The sequence below is a fragment of the uncultured Granulicatella sp. genome (assembly GCF_938030755.1).
In the GTDB taxonomy this organism is placed as follows: domain Bacteria; phylum Bacillota; class Bacilli; order Lactobacillales; family Aerococcaceae; genus Granulicatella.
The window spans coordinates 1-15,806 of record NZ_CALHIF010000046.1; the positions used below are offsets into that span (position 1 = coordinate 1).

Here is a 15,806-nt window from a genome sequence, read left to right on the forward strand (position 1 = left end):
CCCAAGTCTACCAATCACGCAAAATGCCGACATCATTGCGATAAATGCGATTTTTTGAGTAGAGATTTTCATAGATTATTGAAGTTTATTTAATTTCCAGTCGATGACATCTCCAGCTTTGAGGATGACTTCTTTCGCACCAACAGGACTCATTTGTCCATTTACATCAAATAACCAGTATTTTTGTTCAGATGGAACTTGTTCAACTCCGTTAATAGAAGAGATAAATCCGTCTTTTTCGACGATTTTTAATTGTGCTTTCATGACATCTAAGAGATTATCTCCCTCTTTAAAAGTGAGAGTAAACGGACTGCCTTCAATCGATTGTCCATCTTTTGTAATATTGAGCGTCACACTAGTAGTTTGGACAGCTGTAGTCGTTTCAACACTTGTCGTTGTTGCGTTCGTATTTACAGGGGCTTGTCCACACGCGGTTAATAATAAAGCTGCTGTTAAAATTCCAATAATCTTTTTCATAAGAATCTCCTTTATGCTGTTTTAATCAGCCCTCATTCTAACAATCTTCATAAAACTTGTAAAGGATTTTTGCCAAAAACAATAGAAAAGACTTTGCATTTGTGAAAAAAATGGTATACTGAAGTGTAATTAATTTTTAGGAGGAATGTTATGGAACACACGAGTGAGTTCAATACAAAACTTGAAAAAGCATGTCAAAAAAAACAAGCGCTTTTTGATGAAAGTAAAATGCGCTATGCACTACGTTCAATGTTTGCAGGTGCATTTTTAACGATGAGTACCGCCGCAGGAGCCCATGCAGCACAAATTATAGCTGGATTAAATCCTGCGTTAAGTAGATTTACTTTTGCATTTATCTTCACTTGGGGATTGGTTTATGTTGTATTTTTAAACGGAGAGTTAGCTACTTCGAACATGATGTTCTTAACAGCTGGAGCGTATCAAAAACATATTAAATGGTCTAAAGCAATTGCTATTTTATTCTATTGTACTTTATTTAATTTAATTGGAGCCATGTTTATAGGAGCCTTATTCGCGAATAGTTCAGCATTTAACGGAATCAATGTCAATGAGTTCATCGCAAAAGTTGCGGAATTGAAATTGTCTCGTTCAAACGAACTGATTTTATTAGAAGGTATTTTAGCAAATGTCTTCGTTAACGTAGCGATTCTTTCATTTATCTTAATCAAGAGTGAAGAAGCTAAATTATGGATTGTTATCTCAGCAATTTTCATGTTTGTTTACTTAGTAAATGAACACGTAGTAGCGAATTTTGCGTCGTTCTCTATCGTAAAATTCTCACCAGTTGGAAACTCAATTGATGCTTTAAATTGGCTCAATATTATTCGTCATTGGGCAGTATCATTTGTTGGAAACTGGATTGGTGGAGGAATCTTAATTGGGTTAGCTTATGCCTTCTTAAACCGTACAAAAACACCTTATGTAGATTAATTGAAATCATACAAAAAAGACTCGCATTTTTTGCGAGTCTTTTTTTGAACCAGTAGACCTTTTAATTAGAAAGGTCTCTTTTTGTTTTCAAATCCTAATTGAACCTCTGGGAATTCTTGGTTTACTGCATAGAAGAATGGTTGTAGTAAGTCATCGGTGTCTTCGCCCACATTCTTAATGAGAAGAGTAGTTTTCTTTCTGCGATAAGATTTGTCTGAGGTTAAAATGATTAGTTGTGAAGTACGACTTACCGTCATACCATATGATTTTTGTGTGTAGATATAATGGTAAATGCGGTCAGCTTTTGTTAAGTCATATACTTGGAAGTTTTTGAATGTAGAAATAAGGTGATTTTTGTATAATATAACGCCTAATTGGTTATCTACATAAGTCGCATTTTCTAATACCGTATCCATTGAATAATTCAATTCTGGATAAGCTGTATAAAGTTCAGCATAAGCTTTATCTTCTCCTCTACGAGTGGCGTAGGCTGAGTAGAAGAATACGAGGCCGAATATTACAGCGAGACCTGCTCCAACCGAAGCATAAAGACGATCGGTATTCGCTTCATAAGCAGAAACATAATATTCAGTTTCAGCTAACTGAGAAATAGCTCTATTGTCTTTAATCGTTTCTTTGAACTCTCTAGTGTAGTTTATAACCGCACCCTCTCCATCCGATTTACGGACTTTAGCCAGAACATAAACTGGGTTATCGGCTAAGGTATCCTGTTTAGCTTTGAGTTCGTCAATCAGTTTATCGCCTTCTTTTACTTCAAGGCTGGTATAACCATAATCTTCGTTATCTTTACGAGTAAACTCGATTAAATATAATTGAGTCCCTCCATCTATATTCCCAATAGGCTCCGATAAAAATCCAGTAACTTTAACAGAAGTAGTTGCATTGTCTTTCATAGGACTTACACCGAAGATATTTCCTTGTTTATACAAATTCTCTGCAGTTTGGAAGAAATAGAAGAAGCCCATAAGTCCAATAGCGATAAGAAATGAGACAACTCCCATAACAATTAGTGAAATAATTCCACGAGTATTACGTTTTTCAGTCATAATAATTCTCCTTTTATAGGTATGTATAACAGACATAATATATCATAAGATAGTTTGAAGTGCAAAGGTTTGTTTGAAGTTTCACCTACTGAAATGGAAGAGTATTGGACAAAAAATCCCTCCTTTACTGGGTTGTCCAGTAAAGAGGGGATTTATCCATTTGCGAGTCTTTTTAGGCCATATTAAAATGGTCTATTTTTTTCATAACCAACTTCTAAGTTAGGGAACTCTTGGTGAGCTGCAAAGAAGAAAGGTTGTAAGAAGTTATCGGTTTCTTCACCGATATTTGTAATTTGAATTTTTGTTTTTTTCTTTCTATAACTTGTATTATCCGTCAAAAATACGATATATGAATCGCGGTTTGTTGTGATCCCATAACGTTTATGGTTGATTTGATAATGATAAATACGATTTGCTTGAGTTAAATCATAGACTTCTAACCCGCTAAGCGTTGTAAAGAAGTGATTTTTATAAATATACACTCTTGTTTTGTCATCGGCATAAGTTGCGTTTTGTAACATTAAGTCTAAGTTACCATTTAGTTCTGGGTAAGCTGCATATAATTCATCGTAAGCTGCATTTACTTTCTTACGTTTTAGGAAAGCTAATCCAACGAAAAGAAGTCCAGCTGCAGAAAGCCCAATTGCTACATACATGCCACCTTGAGCTGAAGAAGATGATTCAGATGTAGATAGATAGTAAGTTGTTTCTGATTTACCAGATAATAGATTATTATCATTCAAAACTTTTGTAAATTTAGAGTCGTAGTCTACAATGGCTTTTTTATTACGGAAAGAATCGATGACAGTGACTTTAACTAATTCTGGATTGTCTGGCAAAGTATCATTTTTTGAAATTAAATCAGAAGCTAATTTTGAATCAGCAGGAACTTCAAGACCGATGATTCCATACGTATTATCTTCTTTTAAATATTCAATAATATACAGTTTTGATTTTCCACTATCGACCGTAGCCACAGGATTACTAGAAATTTGAGTGACCTTAACCACTTGTGTATCTCCGTCTTCCCTTCGAGCGACATCAAACACTTTTCCTGCTTTTTCTAAGTCTTCTGGAGTAGATTTATTTAAACTGAATAAGACAACACCAGCTAGGGCGATTAAAATGATTCCGAAAATAAGACGCAGCTTAAATCCGTGATTGCGATTTTCTTTCATAAATAAAGTCCCCTTCTTAAATAATATGTTTATAATACACCTATCATAAACTAGATTTTTAGGAAATGCAAGAACGAATATAGCTTCATAAAGGGAGGGGTTTGGTTCTACGAATGAGAGTTAGAGATGTTTTTAATATGAGCAGAAAATTTTTTGCTTTCTCTTTTCCATGCTATCATGTAGCTATCGTGAAATGCGATGTATTTTACCAATAAAGGAGAATTGTTATGAAAAAATCAACCAAATTATTAATGACAACACTGTTAATTTCGTTAGGTTTGGCTGCATGTGGTGGCAATTCAACTTCGACGACAGCAAATAATCAACAAAGTTTAACGATTACAACATTTGGAGAATTAGCAACATTGGATAGTGCTGACTATGATGATGTGCCAAGTTCTGATATGTTAGGACAAATTTTTGAAGGGTTATACCGTGTCGCAAAAGACAATAAAGTTGAATTAGGGATGGCTGCAGAAGAACCAACTGTGAGCTCGGATGGTCTTGTTTATACATTTAAACTACGTGACGCTAAATGGTCTGATGGCACTCCAGTAACAGCCGGTGATTTTGTATATACGTATCGTAAATTAGTGAATCCAAAAGAAGGACATGTGGCTCAATCAGCGGATGTGTTCAAAAACGCTAAAAAGATTCGTACGGGAGAATTAGGCGTTGAAGAACTAGGTGTTAAAGCAATCGATGATAAAACACTAGAAATCACCCTTGAAAATCCTGCACCATATTTACCAAAATTATTAACAGGTTCTCGTTTCTTACCACAATCTGAAAAAGTGGCAACTGAAAAAGGAGAAGGGTATGGATCTACTGCTGACTCCATTGTAACGAATGGACCTTTTAAATTAGAAGGCTGGACAGGTTCTGAACTTTCTTGGAAACTTGTTAAAAATGAAGGGTACTGGGATGCTTCAAACGTTGCATTACAAAACGTCACAGTGAATGTGTCAAAAGAAGTCGCAACTTCTGTTCAATTATTTGAAGGAAAACAAGTACAATACACAACCATCAGCGAACAATTCGTGGATCAATATAAAGGGCAACCAACCTACCATGCAATTCCAAAAGCAACAATGGGGTATATGAGTTTCAACGTAGAACGTAAAGTGACAGGAAATAAACATTTCCGTCGAGCAATTGCGATGGCATATGATAAAGCCTCTTTAGTGAATAATGTCATGAAAGATGGTTCCATTGTTTCAAATGGATTAGTTCCAAAAGGATTTGGTGAAAATCCAGAAAGTGGAAAAGACTATGTAGAAGATCGTGGCGACTTACTCAGCTATAATGTAGAAGAAGCTCAAAAAGAACTAGCGTTAGCAAAACAAGAGCTAGGCATGGACACTATTGAAGTAACTCTACTAACTTCTGATGCCGGTAGTGCAAAAGTAGTCGGTGAATACTTACAAGCACAAATTCAAAAGAATTTACCAGGTGTGAAATTCAACATCAAATCTGTACCATTGAAAAACCGTTTAGAATTACAAAGAGCGGATGATTTTGATATTTTCTTTGGAACTTGGGCACCAGATTACCAAGATCCAGTGAACTTCTTAGAGCAATACGTTACAGGCGGAGGTATTAACTTCGCAAACTATTCAAGCTCTACTTATGACGAAGCTGTGAATGCAGTGAAAACAAAATATGCAACACAACCAGCTGAACGTTATAAACAAATGATTGCTGCAGAAAAAATCATCATGGATGATGCGATTGTGGCGCCAATCTATCAAGCAAGCCAAAGCTATTTACTTGCTGAAAACGTAGATGGATTTGAAGTTCTTCCATTTGGACGTACAATCAACCTACGACAAGCTTCTGTAAAATAATCAAAAAAATAAGAGACTCGAATTTTCGAGTCTCTTTTCGTTTTGAAAAAGCAAAATGTAACAGTTATGTTACATTTTATAAAATCGCTCTTTGAACGATTTCGTCCGAAGAGGGACTTTTTATAATGTTTTTGTCATATGATAATACGGATGACCGCTTAAGACACGTTCGCTTTCTGGGGTGTAGCCCAGTTTTTCATATAATTTGTAGGCTTTTGTATTATCCTTTTCGCAGTTGAGGGCGATTTTTGTGGCCCCTTGCTGGCGCGCTAAGTTTTCTACTTCTACCAATAATTTACGACCAATCCCATGGCGACGATATTCGGGATAGACTGCTAAGATATCAATGTACCATTCTCCGGGCATCGTCTCCTTATCCTCGTAGAGCGGGATTTGATGCTCAATGTTGTAAGCCTCGTATAATTGGTGGAATGGATCATCAATCGTGTCTTCTAAGTGCCCGTGATAGCCAAAAATTGCCCCAGCCACTTTTCCCTCATGGATATAGACCAGGGTTTGGCTAAGACCGTAGCGAAACTGATTGTCGAGCATGGCTTCTTCTAGCATCGCATAGAGCATTTCTGGGCTTGTATGTTCCAGAATTGGCAGTTCCATATCTTGCATAATTAATTCGATGAGCGGGATGATTTGACGGCGTTCATCGCGCTTTGGTTTTCGTATCATTGGGACTCCTTTTGATATTTCTCGCGGTAATCCGTTGGGGAAATTCCCGTTATTTTTCTAAATTGTTTTGAAAAGTAAGTTGGTGTTGTAAATCCAACGATGTCAGCCACTTGAGAAATAGAATAATTCGTTGTCCGCAGTAGAATTTTACTTTCTTTGATACGAATGGTCATTAAGTATTCCATTGGAGACATCCCAACTTCTTTTTTAAAACTGTGGGAAATATAGAAGCGGCTTAAGTGGGTCATTGACGCTAAGGCTTCTAGCTGAATGCTTTCTCGGTAGTAAGTCTTCAAATAATGTTTGATAAAAGCAATATCTTTTGTCGTTTTACTATGAGCACCGACTTCCAAATCAAAATGCTGGTGTCTTAAAATCTTAATCAATAAGATTTCTAACAGATTATGACAAACTAAATCATAACTGAGTGCTTGGTTGGTGGCTTCTTGCACCATCGCGTTTAAGTAGCGTAAAATGTCCTTTTGCTCATCTCGTAAATTAAAGAACGAAAAAGGATGTCCACCTTGATCCACAGGTGTTAAATTCGAGAAGGAAAGACCTTGGATTCCCACCACAATGTATTCTAGAGGAGAATCTGGTGAAGAAACTTCAGTGTGTTCTACCTGAGGATTAATAATGACAAAATCATTGGCTTTAACCGGAAAACGTTGGTGTTGAATAATAAATTCGCCCTTACCATCAATAACATAGAAAAGTTCAGTAAAGGGATGAGTGTGTAGCGTACTATGCCAGTCGCTATCGTATTTGGATTTGGTAATAGACTCTAATCGGAAGGATAAATTCTTAATATCAGACTCTATCATTAAAAAACGTTCGTTACTCATGTTGCATCCTTTCTTTGGCAATCTTACTATCTAATTATACAGATTGTAGAAAACGGTATCAACAATATTTTCGGATTTTATCTTTTTAGAAAATATTTTTTCAGTCAAAAGCGTTCAAAAGACGATGAACATCGATTTTACAAGCCCTAAAAATAGAGAGGACTTGACGCTGGGACACGAAGAAGGTATCCTTACCAAGAGTAAGAAAGGAGATTCATGGAAAGTAGGAACTAAATTTTCTAGAACCTAAAAAATCAGAGTAGACTTTATTGCGTTAAGTGCCCGGAGGATGGAATGTTGCCACTGGGACGAAAATGGAAACATTGCGGTAATTTAGTCGCATTCGCTGCATTTAAACAACACTAGAAATAGAAGAAGTTAAATGGAGCAACTCTTTACAATTAAAGGAGATGCTAATATGGAAAATACAAAGAAATATAATAGAAAACAAATACTTGATATTACAGTGATGGCGCTAATCTTGGCCATTCGTCTTGTGATGGAAATGTTGCCAGCAATAAAATTCGGAGTTTACGTACAACTTGGCTTCGGATTCATCGGAGCTGCCATTGCAGGGGTCATGCTTGGACCGTGGCGTGCAGCGCTTGTGGGAATCTTAGTCGATATCCTCGGGAACTTCTTCCGCGGAGAGAGTGGACAGTTCTTTATCGGCTATACACTGACAGCACTTGTCGGAGGACTCATCTACGGATACTTCTTATATAAGAAACCACTCAGATGGGAACAAATCTTGATTGCAGTATTACTCGTCACAATTGTCTGTAACCTCGGATTGAATTCACTATGGGTGTATATGATGACAGGAAAAGCCTTCTCCGTCTTCATGCCACTGCGAATCCTGAAAAATATGATCTCGCTCCCATTGAATACCGCCATCCTCACCGTGCTGTTTTCTAACCAAACCATGAAAACCTTAATAGAAAAATACAGGGTGTGAGGCTTCGCGCCCAGAAATGGAACGTTGGACCCGAACGACGCAAAGGGCTCGGAACGAGTCGTGCGTACGTTTGGGGAAACGCACGCCATTTCTGCGAAGCCGAACCCGACTAAAACAGGATATGAGGGCGAACGCTCAGGACTGAATCACTGGACCGGAGTAACGCAAGGGACTTGGTACAAGTCGTGCGGATACTACGGGAAGTGGACGTCAGTCCTGTGAGCCCGAGCTCAACTACACAGGGTGTAAGGCTCTTGCTAGCACCCCCTCCCATTTAGGAGTAGAATAGAACCAAAGAGCAACTATCTGAATTAGTTCAAAGCGAAGGGAGGCACAACCATGCCATTTATTCATGTTGAAATGATCGAAGGAAGAAGCCGTGAACAAAAAGAAGCCCTTGTCAAAGAAGTGACAGAAGTGGTCTCTAAACATTCTGGCGCTCCAACAGAACACATTCATATCATTATTCAAGAAATTAAAGCCGAAAACCTTGGCCAAAACGGCAAACTAAGAGGTTAACCAACTTCATTTTTGCATCAATGTTGTTAATTCCTAATTGAATGGAGGAGTACAATGATTAATAATAGTGATTTTGGTGGTTTTATTATTTCGAACAATATTCTTGAGGGGAAGCCAATTCGATATACTTTTCGTGATCAATCTTCAATACCTCCGATGAATGGATGGACTCTATTATCCATTGAAGATGATGAAGAGTATCTTTCAGATGCAGCCAATTTCAAAATTCTAGGAGCTGATTCCATTTATAAAATCGCTCCAGTGATGCTAGAGATTTTCGAAGCACCGTATGGGACAGATTTATGTTGGCTATATGAAGAGGGTGTTCATGTTGGCTTTTACGATTTAGTCGAAGAGAGAGAAACTACGATAGAAGAAATTTTATCTTCAACAAATTAAATAGACTATCCCAAAACTCAAGCTGGCAGAATCGCTGTTGGCTTGAGTTTTTTATGCAAAAAATTTTTTTAAACTTTCTTGTTGACATTTGTAAATCACTAGTGTAAACTAACAATGTAAATTACAAATGTAAACGAAAGCGGTGAAAGTAATGAGCAAACAAAAAGAGTACATTATTGAAGGAATGAGTTGTGCTTCATGTGCCATGACGATTGAGAATGCCGTCAGCAAAATTCCAGGCGTTGATAAAGCTAGCGTCAACTTGGCAACTGAGATCATGACTGTTGAAGCAAACGATAGCGTGACCACTGAAGATATCGCCAAAGTGGTCGATGGTGTGGGATATAGCGCTCGTCCTCGTGGCAAATCAGTGGAAGAAGAACTCGAAGAAAAGAACGAAAAGAAAGAAGCGCACTTAAGAGAAATGAAGCGAAACCTAACCATTTCAGCGATTTTCACCGTGCCACTTCTCTTTATCGCAATGGCCGATATGGTTGGAATTCCAATGCCAGCCTTTCTAAGCCCAATGCAAAGTCCAGTTAGCTACGCGTTGATTCAATTGGCGCTTGTTCTCCCAATTGTCTGGATTGGACGTCGTTTCTTCGTGGATGGATTTAAGGCCTTGTCTAAAGGACATCCGAACATGGACAGCTTAGTCGCACTTGGAACAAGCGCTGCGTTCCTATATAGTCTCTACGGAACGTACCACGTATTAGAAGGCCATGCGCATTTTGCGATGAACCTTTACTACGAATCAGCCGGCGTTATTTTAACCTTAATCACACTTGGAAAATACTTCGAAGACGTGTCAAAAGGGAAAACATCCATGGCGATTCAAACGCTCGTAGGCCTTGCTCCTAAAATGGCGACGGTTTTACGAGACGGACAAGAAGTAGAAGTTCCTGTAGAAGAAGTGCAAGTGGGCGACCTCATTCGTGTCAAACCAGGTGAAAAAGTTCCAGTCGATGGCGTCGTGACAGAAGGAAACTCAACCGTTGATGAATCGATGTTAACAGGGGAAAGTATTCCAGTATCGAAATCAGTTGGCGATGAAGTGATTGGGGCAAGTTTAAACAAGACAGGTTCTTTCATTCTAAAAGCAACAAAAATCGGGAAAGACACAGCTCTCTCTCAAATTATTCAGTTAGTCGAACAAGCACAAGGATCCAAAGCACCGATTGCCAAACTGGCCGACAAGGTTTCTGGAGTATTCGTTCCAATCGTAATCGTCTTGGCTCTTGTTTCTGGACTTGCTTGGTATTTCCTTGGACAAGAATCATGGGTATTTGCCCTCACGATTACCATCTCAGTCCTCGTCATCGCCTGCCCATGTGCATTAGGGCTTGCGACACCAACTGCTATCATGGTGGGGACTGGTAAAGGGGCCGAAAATGGAATTCTTTTGAAGAGCGGGGAAGCGTTAGAAGAAGCCAACCACGTAAATATGGTTGTTTTCGACAAAACAGGCACGATCACAAACGGAACTCCTGTTGTCACAGATGTGGTCACTGCAGATTCTACCGATGCAGATGCCCTCATTCGCCTAGCTGCTAGCCTTGAAGTAGCGTCCGAACACCCTCTTGGCGAAGCGATTGTTGCCAAAGCCAAAGAACAAGGGGCTGCATTTGATGAAGTGACGAACTTCGAAGCCATTCCTGGTTTTGGGATTAAAGGCCACGTGGGTGAAACACTCGTCTTCCTTGGAAACGAAAAATGGATGCGTGAAAATGGTCTTGCCAATGTTGAGATGAACGACAAAGCCAATCATTTTGCCGAACAAGGAAAAACACCGCTCTATATCGGCTATAACGATGCCGTACAAGGTTTAATTGTTGTAGCGGATACTGTTAAAGAAAGTAGCGCGCGTGCCATCCAAACCCTACATGAAATGGGCATTCAAGTCGCTATGATGACAGGGGACCACGAACGAACTGCACAAGCGATTGCTGCTGAAGTGGGGATTGACCGCGTATTTAGTGAAGTTTTACCGCAAGATAAGGCGAATTATGTGTCAAAATTACAAGAAGAAGGCTATATTGTGGCGATGGTGGGGGATGGTATCAATGATGCCCCAGCTCTTGCACAAGCGCAAGTCGGTATCGCAATCGGTACCGGAACAGACGTAGCTATCGAATCTGCAGACGCCGTCTTAATGAAGAGCGACTTGATGGATGTACCAGCGATGTTAAAACTTAGCCGTGCAACCATCCGTAATATTAAAGAAAATCTATTTTGGGCATTTGCCTATAACGTAATCGGAATACCATTTGCGATGGGAGTTCTTCACCTCGTTGGCGGACCGCTCCTCAACCCAATGATTGCCGGAGCCGCAATGAGCTTCAGTTCCGTATCTGTTGTCCTCAACGCCCTAAGATTAAAACGCTGGAAAGCATAACTTTAAAGGAGAGATTGATGATGAAAAAAGAATATAATTTAGAAGGAATTAAATGCGAAGGCTGTGCCAACACAGTGAAAGAACGCTTCTCAAACGTCCCAGGCGTGACAAACGTTGAAGTCAGCTTAGAAAACAAAGTAGCCACAGTCGAAGGAGACGCAAGCGTCGACGCATTACAAGCATCTCTTGAAGGTACAAAATACAGCATTCAAAAGTAAAAAAATTCAGACCGCTTGAATGATATATCGGACCATTCTCCTATAGATTTTTTACCACAGGTGCAGTAATATGAAGATAGAACAAAAGGAGGAATTTCTATGATTATTACTACAACGCAAACGGTCGAAGGGTATCAAATTGTTGAGTATAAATGGATTGTTTTTGGAGAAGTGGTAGCAGGTGTTGATGCTATAAAAGATATCGCAGCAGGACTAAGAAATTTCTTTGGAGGCCGTTCTAGAGCCTATGAAGGAGAACTTTCAGAAGCCAGAGAAGAAGCTCTACAAGAAATGGAAGAAAGAGCTGTAAAAATCGGAGCAAATGCTGTAGTAGGCGTGAAAATGGACTATGAGTATATGGATGGCATGATTATGGTCACCTGTAGCGGAACCGCAGTCGTTATTGAAGCACTATAAAAATTAAGAAAGCTAGCCTATCTGCCTAGCTTTCTTTTTTGTTGTCTCTGTTGCATCTCATGGTTATTAGAAGCACAGAAGTAGAGCGTTGCGGAAAATACTTAGTTGTGGTTTCGAAGAACCTACTACCGTATAAGTGTTGTCTGCTTCGTCTATCACCCTTCCTCTACAATCCATGGTTAGTAGAAGTAAATAAAGTAAAGCGTTGCTAACAACACCCAGTGTGGTTTCGATGAATCTACACCCGTCTAAGTGCTTTGCTTCGTCTATCACCCTTTCTCCGCAATCTATGGTTAGTAGAAGTAAAAAAAGTAAAGCGTTGCGAAAAAAACACCTAGGATTCTATACGAGTAGTAGTCGCGAGTGTACTCGATGCGAATTACAGACTCAGGAAATGAAATTTCCTAGAGTCTGTTTGAGGCTCGAGAGGTCTGAGACCTTGGCTCAGACTGGTACAGCCATTACTACTCGTATGAGAAAATCCTAGGTGTTTAATATTTATTATTTTACTTCTGCACGATCTAACCATGGAGTTGCAGTTTCATCTAGAACAACATTAAGGTCCTCAATGTTCTTACGTCCTTGGTTTGCCAACCACGCACGACCAGCTTCTTCCCCTTCAGTCGCAAACACAGCTACAGAATCTTTCCATGTTGCACGACCACATAACACACCATTGAAAGTAGAACCAGCTTCTTTCGCAAAGCGTAGCGTTTCTTGGAATAATTCAGCAGAAACACCAGCACTTAAGAAGATGAATGGTAAGTGAGTGATTTCAGATTGTTCTTTGAATAAACGTAATGCTTCTTCACGAGTATAAACAGGTTCAACGCCTTCTTTAGTGAAGCCTTCTACGAAGTTCATGTTTACTGGAACTTCCACTTTTAATACGTCAACGTTGTAACGTGGGTCAGAGAAGATTTTCATTGCGTCGTTTACTTTATGAGGTTTTACTTTAGCGTATGCCGCTGATTTCACATCGTCGTCACTTGCTTCGTAAGAAACGATTTCTAAGAAGAATGGAATATCTTCTGCCACACATTCGCTACCGACACGTTCTACCCATGCATGTTTGATGTCGTTGATGGCTGGATCTTCATCAATATCGTAGTATAAAAGAACTTTAACAGCGTCAGCGTCTAACTCTTTAATACGTTTTGCAGACCAGATTGGAAGTAAGTCTGGTAAACGGCCGATTTCAGTTGCATCGTAACCAGTTTTTTCGTAAGAGATTAAAAGTCCGCAGTCTTCGTGGCGTAATTTTGCAGCTGGAAGACCATATTCTGGGTCCAAAAGAATTGAAGAAGAGAATTTTGTTAATTCTTCAGAGATTAATTCTTTGAAGCGGATGATGCCTTCGTCACCTTTTACATTTGGGTTTCCTGCAGCAATCATTTTTTTCAATGAACCACGTTGGTCAATCGCTAAAGCACCGATGACATGGTTTTTGTTTGAAAGTTTTACTAAGTGATCATATTTTCCTTTTGTTAATACTAATTTTGACATAATAACACTCCTTCAGTTGTTTTAATTATTTAAGCTTCGAAATAAGGCTTACCGTCTAAATAAGTCGCTTTGAGTTGTAACGCATCGTCTAATACGATGAAATCCGCTGCGTACCCTGGGTCGATGCGTCCGCAAACGTCGTCGATACCGACTGATTTTGCGGGAACAAGGCTAGCCATTGTAATAGCTTCGTGTGGAGTCGCAATGCCCCATTTCACAACGTTTTGAACCCCTTGGATGAGTTCCAAGATACTTCCAGCAAGGCTTCCGCCGTCTTTCAAGCGAGCCGTACCGTCTTTTACGATTACAGGGAATTCTCCAAGCATCGATTCGCATTCGCCCATACCGCCCGCACGCATACAGTCTGTAATAAGAGCTACATGGTCGTGACCGCAACATTTCATAACGATACTTGCGCTCACTGGGTGAACGTGGTGACCGTCACAGATGAGTTCGTCGAATACGTTTGGCAATGTGAGTGCCGCGCCGACAACGCCTGGTTCGCGGTGATGTAAGCCGCGCATTCCGTTGTATGTGTGAACGAAGATGTTCGCACCGGCTTCAACGGCGTTTTTACAATCTTCGTAAGTGGCATCTGTATGCGCAAGAGCGACATAGATGTCTTTTGTTTTCGCGTGTTTGATGAAATCAACGGCCCCTTCACGTTCAGGCGCAATCGCGATTTTCTTCACCCAACCGCCAGCGCGTTCTTGCCATTCATCCAAGATTTCAGATTTAGGGTCGCCCATGTATTTAGGGTTTTGCGCGCCTTTGTATTTTTCACAGAAGAATGGACCTTCTAGGAAAATCCCTCTGATTTTAGCGCCGCCAAGCGATGTGGCGTTATCGCCGACAGTTTGGCAGACATCCGCTAATAATTCGCGAGATGCAGTTAAGGTTGTTGGTAAGTAAGAAGTGACTCCGCATGAAGGAAGTCCTTCTGAAATGGTACGAAGTGCTTCTACGTCGTTATCCATGACGTCAGCGCCTTTGAATCCGTGAATATGTGTATCCACAAGACCTGGGGCAATTTGATAGTTGCCGTAGTCGATGATTGTTGCGCTGCTTTCTGGTGTTTCGGTTCGAAAGGCTCCGAAAGTTCCATTGTCTAAGATGGGTAAGTACCCTGGACCTTTCACTTCGTCTTCAAAATAAAATGCTTTGGCATAAATATAAGTTGTCATAGGATCATCTCTTTTCAATAAAGTTATTTATGCTTCTAATGGGTGAATCGTTACTCCTTTAACGACACGGTTCACAGTCCCTGTTGGTGAAGGAGTGTCCGGTTTGTTTCCAACTTTGATAGAAGAAAGTAGAGAAACCGTTTGTCCAAATACCGCATATGGAAGTGCAAGATAAGCATCTGGAACGAAACGATATTCTTTATCGAAGCTGAAAGATAGACCTTCAAAGTCACTTTCTGCATCCACTCCAACCGCTAGAACAAGGCGTGCAATTTGGTCGCCGTGTAATTCGTTTAAGATATCGATGTCGTATTGACGCGTATAGTCGTCATTCGATACGAATACGAAGGCTAGAGAAGAGCCGTTTACGAATGATTTAGGACCGTGACGGAATCCCATTGAAGAATCGAATGCTGTTGCGATTTGTCCAGCAGTCAATTCAAGAATCTTCAATTGAACTTCGCGAGCAAGACCGCTTAGAGAACCAGAACCTAAGTAGATGACACGGTTGTAGTCTAAGTTCACGTAATGTTGAATCACGTCTTCACGTTCTAGAACGCTTGACCCCATTTGACGGATGGCTTTCACGAAGCCTTCTTTTTCTTCAAGCGAATGTGCTTCATCGAATACAAGAAGCGCTGTAAGAGTCATACATGTGAAGCTTCCTGTCATCGCAAAACCAGCGTCGTTCGAGCGGTCTGGCATCATTAAGAGTAAGTTGTTTGTATCGTCTTTAGCAGCAACGGCTAATTTTCCTTCTGGTGCACAAGTGATTGTGATTTGATAGAAGTCGCGCACGATTTGTTGGCCAAGTTGTACACTTGCAAGACTTTCTGGTGAGTTACCGCTACGTGCAAATGAAACAAGCACTGTAGGAATTTCTGCTTTGAAGTAGTCATGTGGATTACTTACAAGGTTTGTCGTTCCTACTGATTGGAAATCAAAACGGTCTTCATTTCCTGTACGTTTTAAGTAAGGAAGAATTGTATCTCCCACATATTGTGATGTACCCGCACCTGCGAAAATCACGCGTAGTTTTCCTTCTGGTAAACGGTCTAAGAAAGCAGTAATGCGTTCTAAGTTTGCTTTGTAGTAATCAAAAGCTTCTTTCCACAATTCTGGTTGTTGGCGAATTTCGCGCGTTGTAATTTCTGCAGATAA

16 protein-coding genes and 1 riboswitch are annotated in these 15,806 nt (G+C 39.9%); of the genes, 8 read left to right on the forward strand and 8 right to left on the reverse strand.

The features are described 5' to 3' along the window. Window positions 1–75: 75 nt before the first annotated feature. Window positions 76–477 (reverse strand): DUF4430 domain-containing protein, encoded by a 402-nt coding sequence (locus Q0594_RS04770; RefSeq protein WP_298730103.1) that lies wholly within the window; start codon window positions 475–477, stop codon window positions 76–78. Between the two features lie 150 nt (window positions 478–627). Between Q0594_RS04770 and Q0594_RS04775 the strand changes: the two genes are divergently transcribed. After that, window positions 628–1,428, forward strand: a complete 801-nt coding sequence (locus Q0594_RS04775) for a formate/nitrite transporter family protein (protein WP_298730105.1) — start codon at window positions 628–630, stop codon at window positions 1,426–1,428. Window positions 1,429–1,493: 65 nt separating this feature from the next. Here Q0594_RS04775 and Q0594_RS04780 read toward each other — a convergent pair whose 3' ends face one another. Together Q0594_RS04780 and Q0594_RS04785 are read right to left on the reverse strand one after the other, a co-directional pair. Beyond that, on the reverse strand, window positions 1,494–2,495 hold the full coding sequence (locus tag Q0594_RS04780) for a hypothetical protein (protein WP_298730106.1): 1,002 nt from the start codon (window positions 2,493–2,495) through the stop codon (window positions 1,494–1,496). 182 nt (window positions 2,496–2,677) lie between these two features. Then, window positions 2,678–3,673, reverse strand: coding sequence for a hypothetical protein (locus Q0594_RS04785; protein WP_298730107.1), 996 nt, complete (start codon window positions 3,671–3,673; stop codon window positions 2,678–2,680). Between the two features lie 227 nt (window positions 3,674–3,900). On the opposite strand from Q0594_RS04785, the gene Q0594_RS04790 reads away from it, so the two are divergent. Beyond that, entirely contained in the window at window positions 3,901–5,520 is a 1,620-nt protein-coding gene (locus Q0594_RS04790) for a peptide ABC transporter substrate-binding protein (RefSeq protein WP_298730108.1), read from the forward strand. 120 nt (window positions 5,521–5,640) lie between these two features. Here Q0594_RS04790 and Q0594_RS04795 read toward each other — a convergent pair whose 3' ends face one another. Then, entirely contained in the window at window positions 5,641–6,204 is a 564-nt protein-coding gene (locus tag Q0594_RS04795; protein ID WP_298730109.1) for a GNAT family N-acetyltransferase, read from the reverse strand. Continuing rightward, complete coding sequence (locus Q0594_RS04800; RefSeq protein ID WP_049555699.1) at window positions 6,201–7,049, reverse strand: AraC family transcriptional regulator; 849 nt, start codon at window positions 7,047–7,049, stop codon at window positions 6,201–6,203. Before Q0594_RS04800 ends, Q0594_RS04795 begins: the two co-directional genes overlap by 4 nt. Before the next feature lie 253 nt (window positions 7,050–7,302). After that, window positions 7,303–7,400: riboswitch (THF riboswitch) on the forward strand. A gap of 67 nt (window positions 7,401–7,467) precedes the next feature. Here Q0594_RS04800 and Q0594_RS04805 point away from each other — a divergent pair. From Q0594_RS04805 to Q0594_RS04830, 6 genes are all read left to right on the forward strand, one after another. Continuing rightward, window positions 7,468–8,007, forward strand: coding sequence for a folate family ECF transporter S component (locus tag Q0594_RS04805; RefSeq protein WP_298730110.1), 540 nt, complete (start codon window positions 7,468–7,470; stop codon window positions 8,005–8,007). A gap of 339 nt (window positions 8,008–8,346) precedes the next feature. Further along, window positions 8,347–8,526 carry a 2-hydroxymuconate tautomerase gene (locus tag Q0594_RS04810; protein WP_298730111.1) on the forward strand — a complete coding sequence of 60 codons (180 nt, stop codon included), beginning with the start codon at window positions 8,347–8,349 and terminating at the stop codon, window positions 8,524–8,526. Window positions 8,527–8,580: 54 nt separating this feature from the next. Next, a complete protein-coding gene (locus Q0594_RS04815; RefSeq protein WP_298730112.1) occupies window positions 8,581–8,925 on the forward strand; it encodes a DUF2185 domain-containing protein in 345 nt (114 codons plus the stop codon). Between the two features lie 151 nt (window positions 8,926–9,076). After that, a complete protein-coding gene (locus Q0594_RS04820; protein ID WP_298730113.1) occupies window positions 9,077–11,320 on the forward strand; it encodes a heavy metal translocating P-type ATPase in 2,244 nt (747 codons plus the stop codon). 20 nt (window positions 11,321–11,340) lie between these two features. Beyond that, the gene (locus tag Q0594_RS04825) at window positions 11,341–11,538 is read left to right on the forward strand and encodes a cation transporter (RefSeq protein ID WP_298730122.1); all 198 of its coding nucleotides are present in this window, start codon (window positions 11,341–11,343) and stop codon (window positions 11,536–11,538) included. A gap of 99 nt (window positions 11,539–11,637) precedes the next feature. Continuing rightward, window positions 11,638–11,955, forward strand: a complete 318-nt coding sequence (locus Q0594_RS04830; RefSeq protein ID WP_298730115.1) for a heavy metal-binding domain-containing protein — start codon at window positions 11,638–11,640, stop codon at window positions 11,953–11,955. Between the two features lie 501 nt (window positions 11,956–12,456). On the opposite strand, the gene lacD is transcribed toward Q0594_RS04830, so the two are convergent. The 3 genes from lacD to Q0594_RS04845 form a co-directional block, all read right to left on the reverse strand. Next, on the reverse strand, window positions 12,457–13,461 hold the full coding sequence (gene lacD, locus Q0594_RS04835; RefSeq protein ID WP_298730117.1) for a tagatose-bisphosphate aldolase: 1,005 nt from the start codon (window positions 13,459–13,461) through the stop codon (window positions 12,457–12,459). Window positions 13,462–13,490: 29 nt separating this feature from the next. Then, a complete protein-coding gene (gene nagA, locus Q0594_RS04840; protein ID WP_298730119.1) occupies window positions 13,491–14,645 on the reverse strand; it encodes an N-acetylglucosamine-6-phosphate deacetylase in 1,155 nt (384 codons plus the stop codon). Window positions 14,646–14,672: 27 nt separating this feature from the next. After that, the coding region (locus tag Q0594_RS04845) for an SIS domain-containing protein (RefSeq protein ID WP_298730120.1) at window positions 14,673–15,806 on the reverse strand (1,134 nt) is incomplete at its 5' end.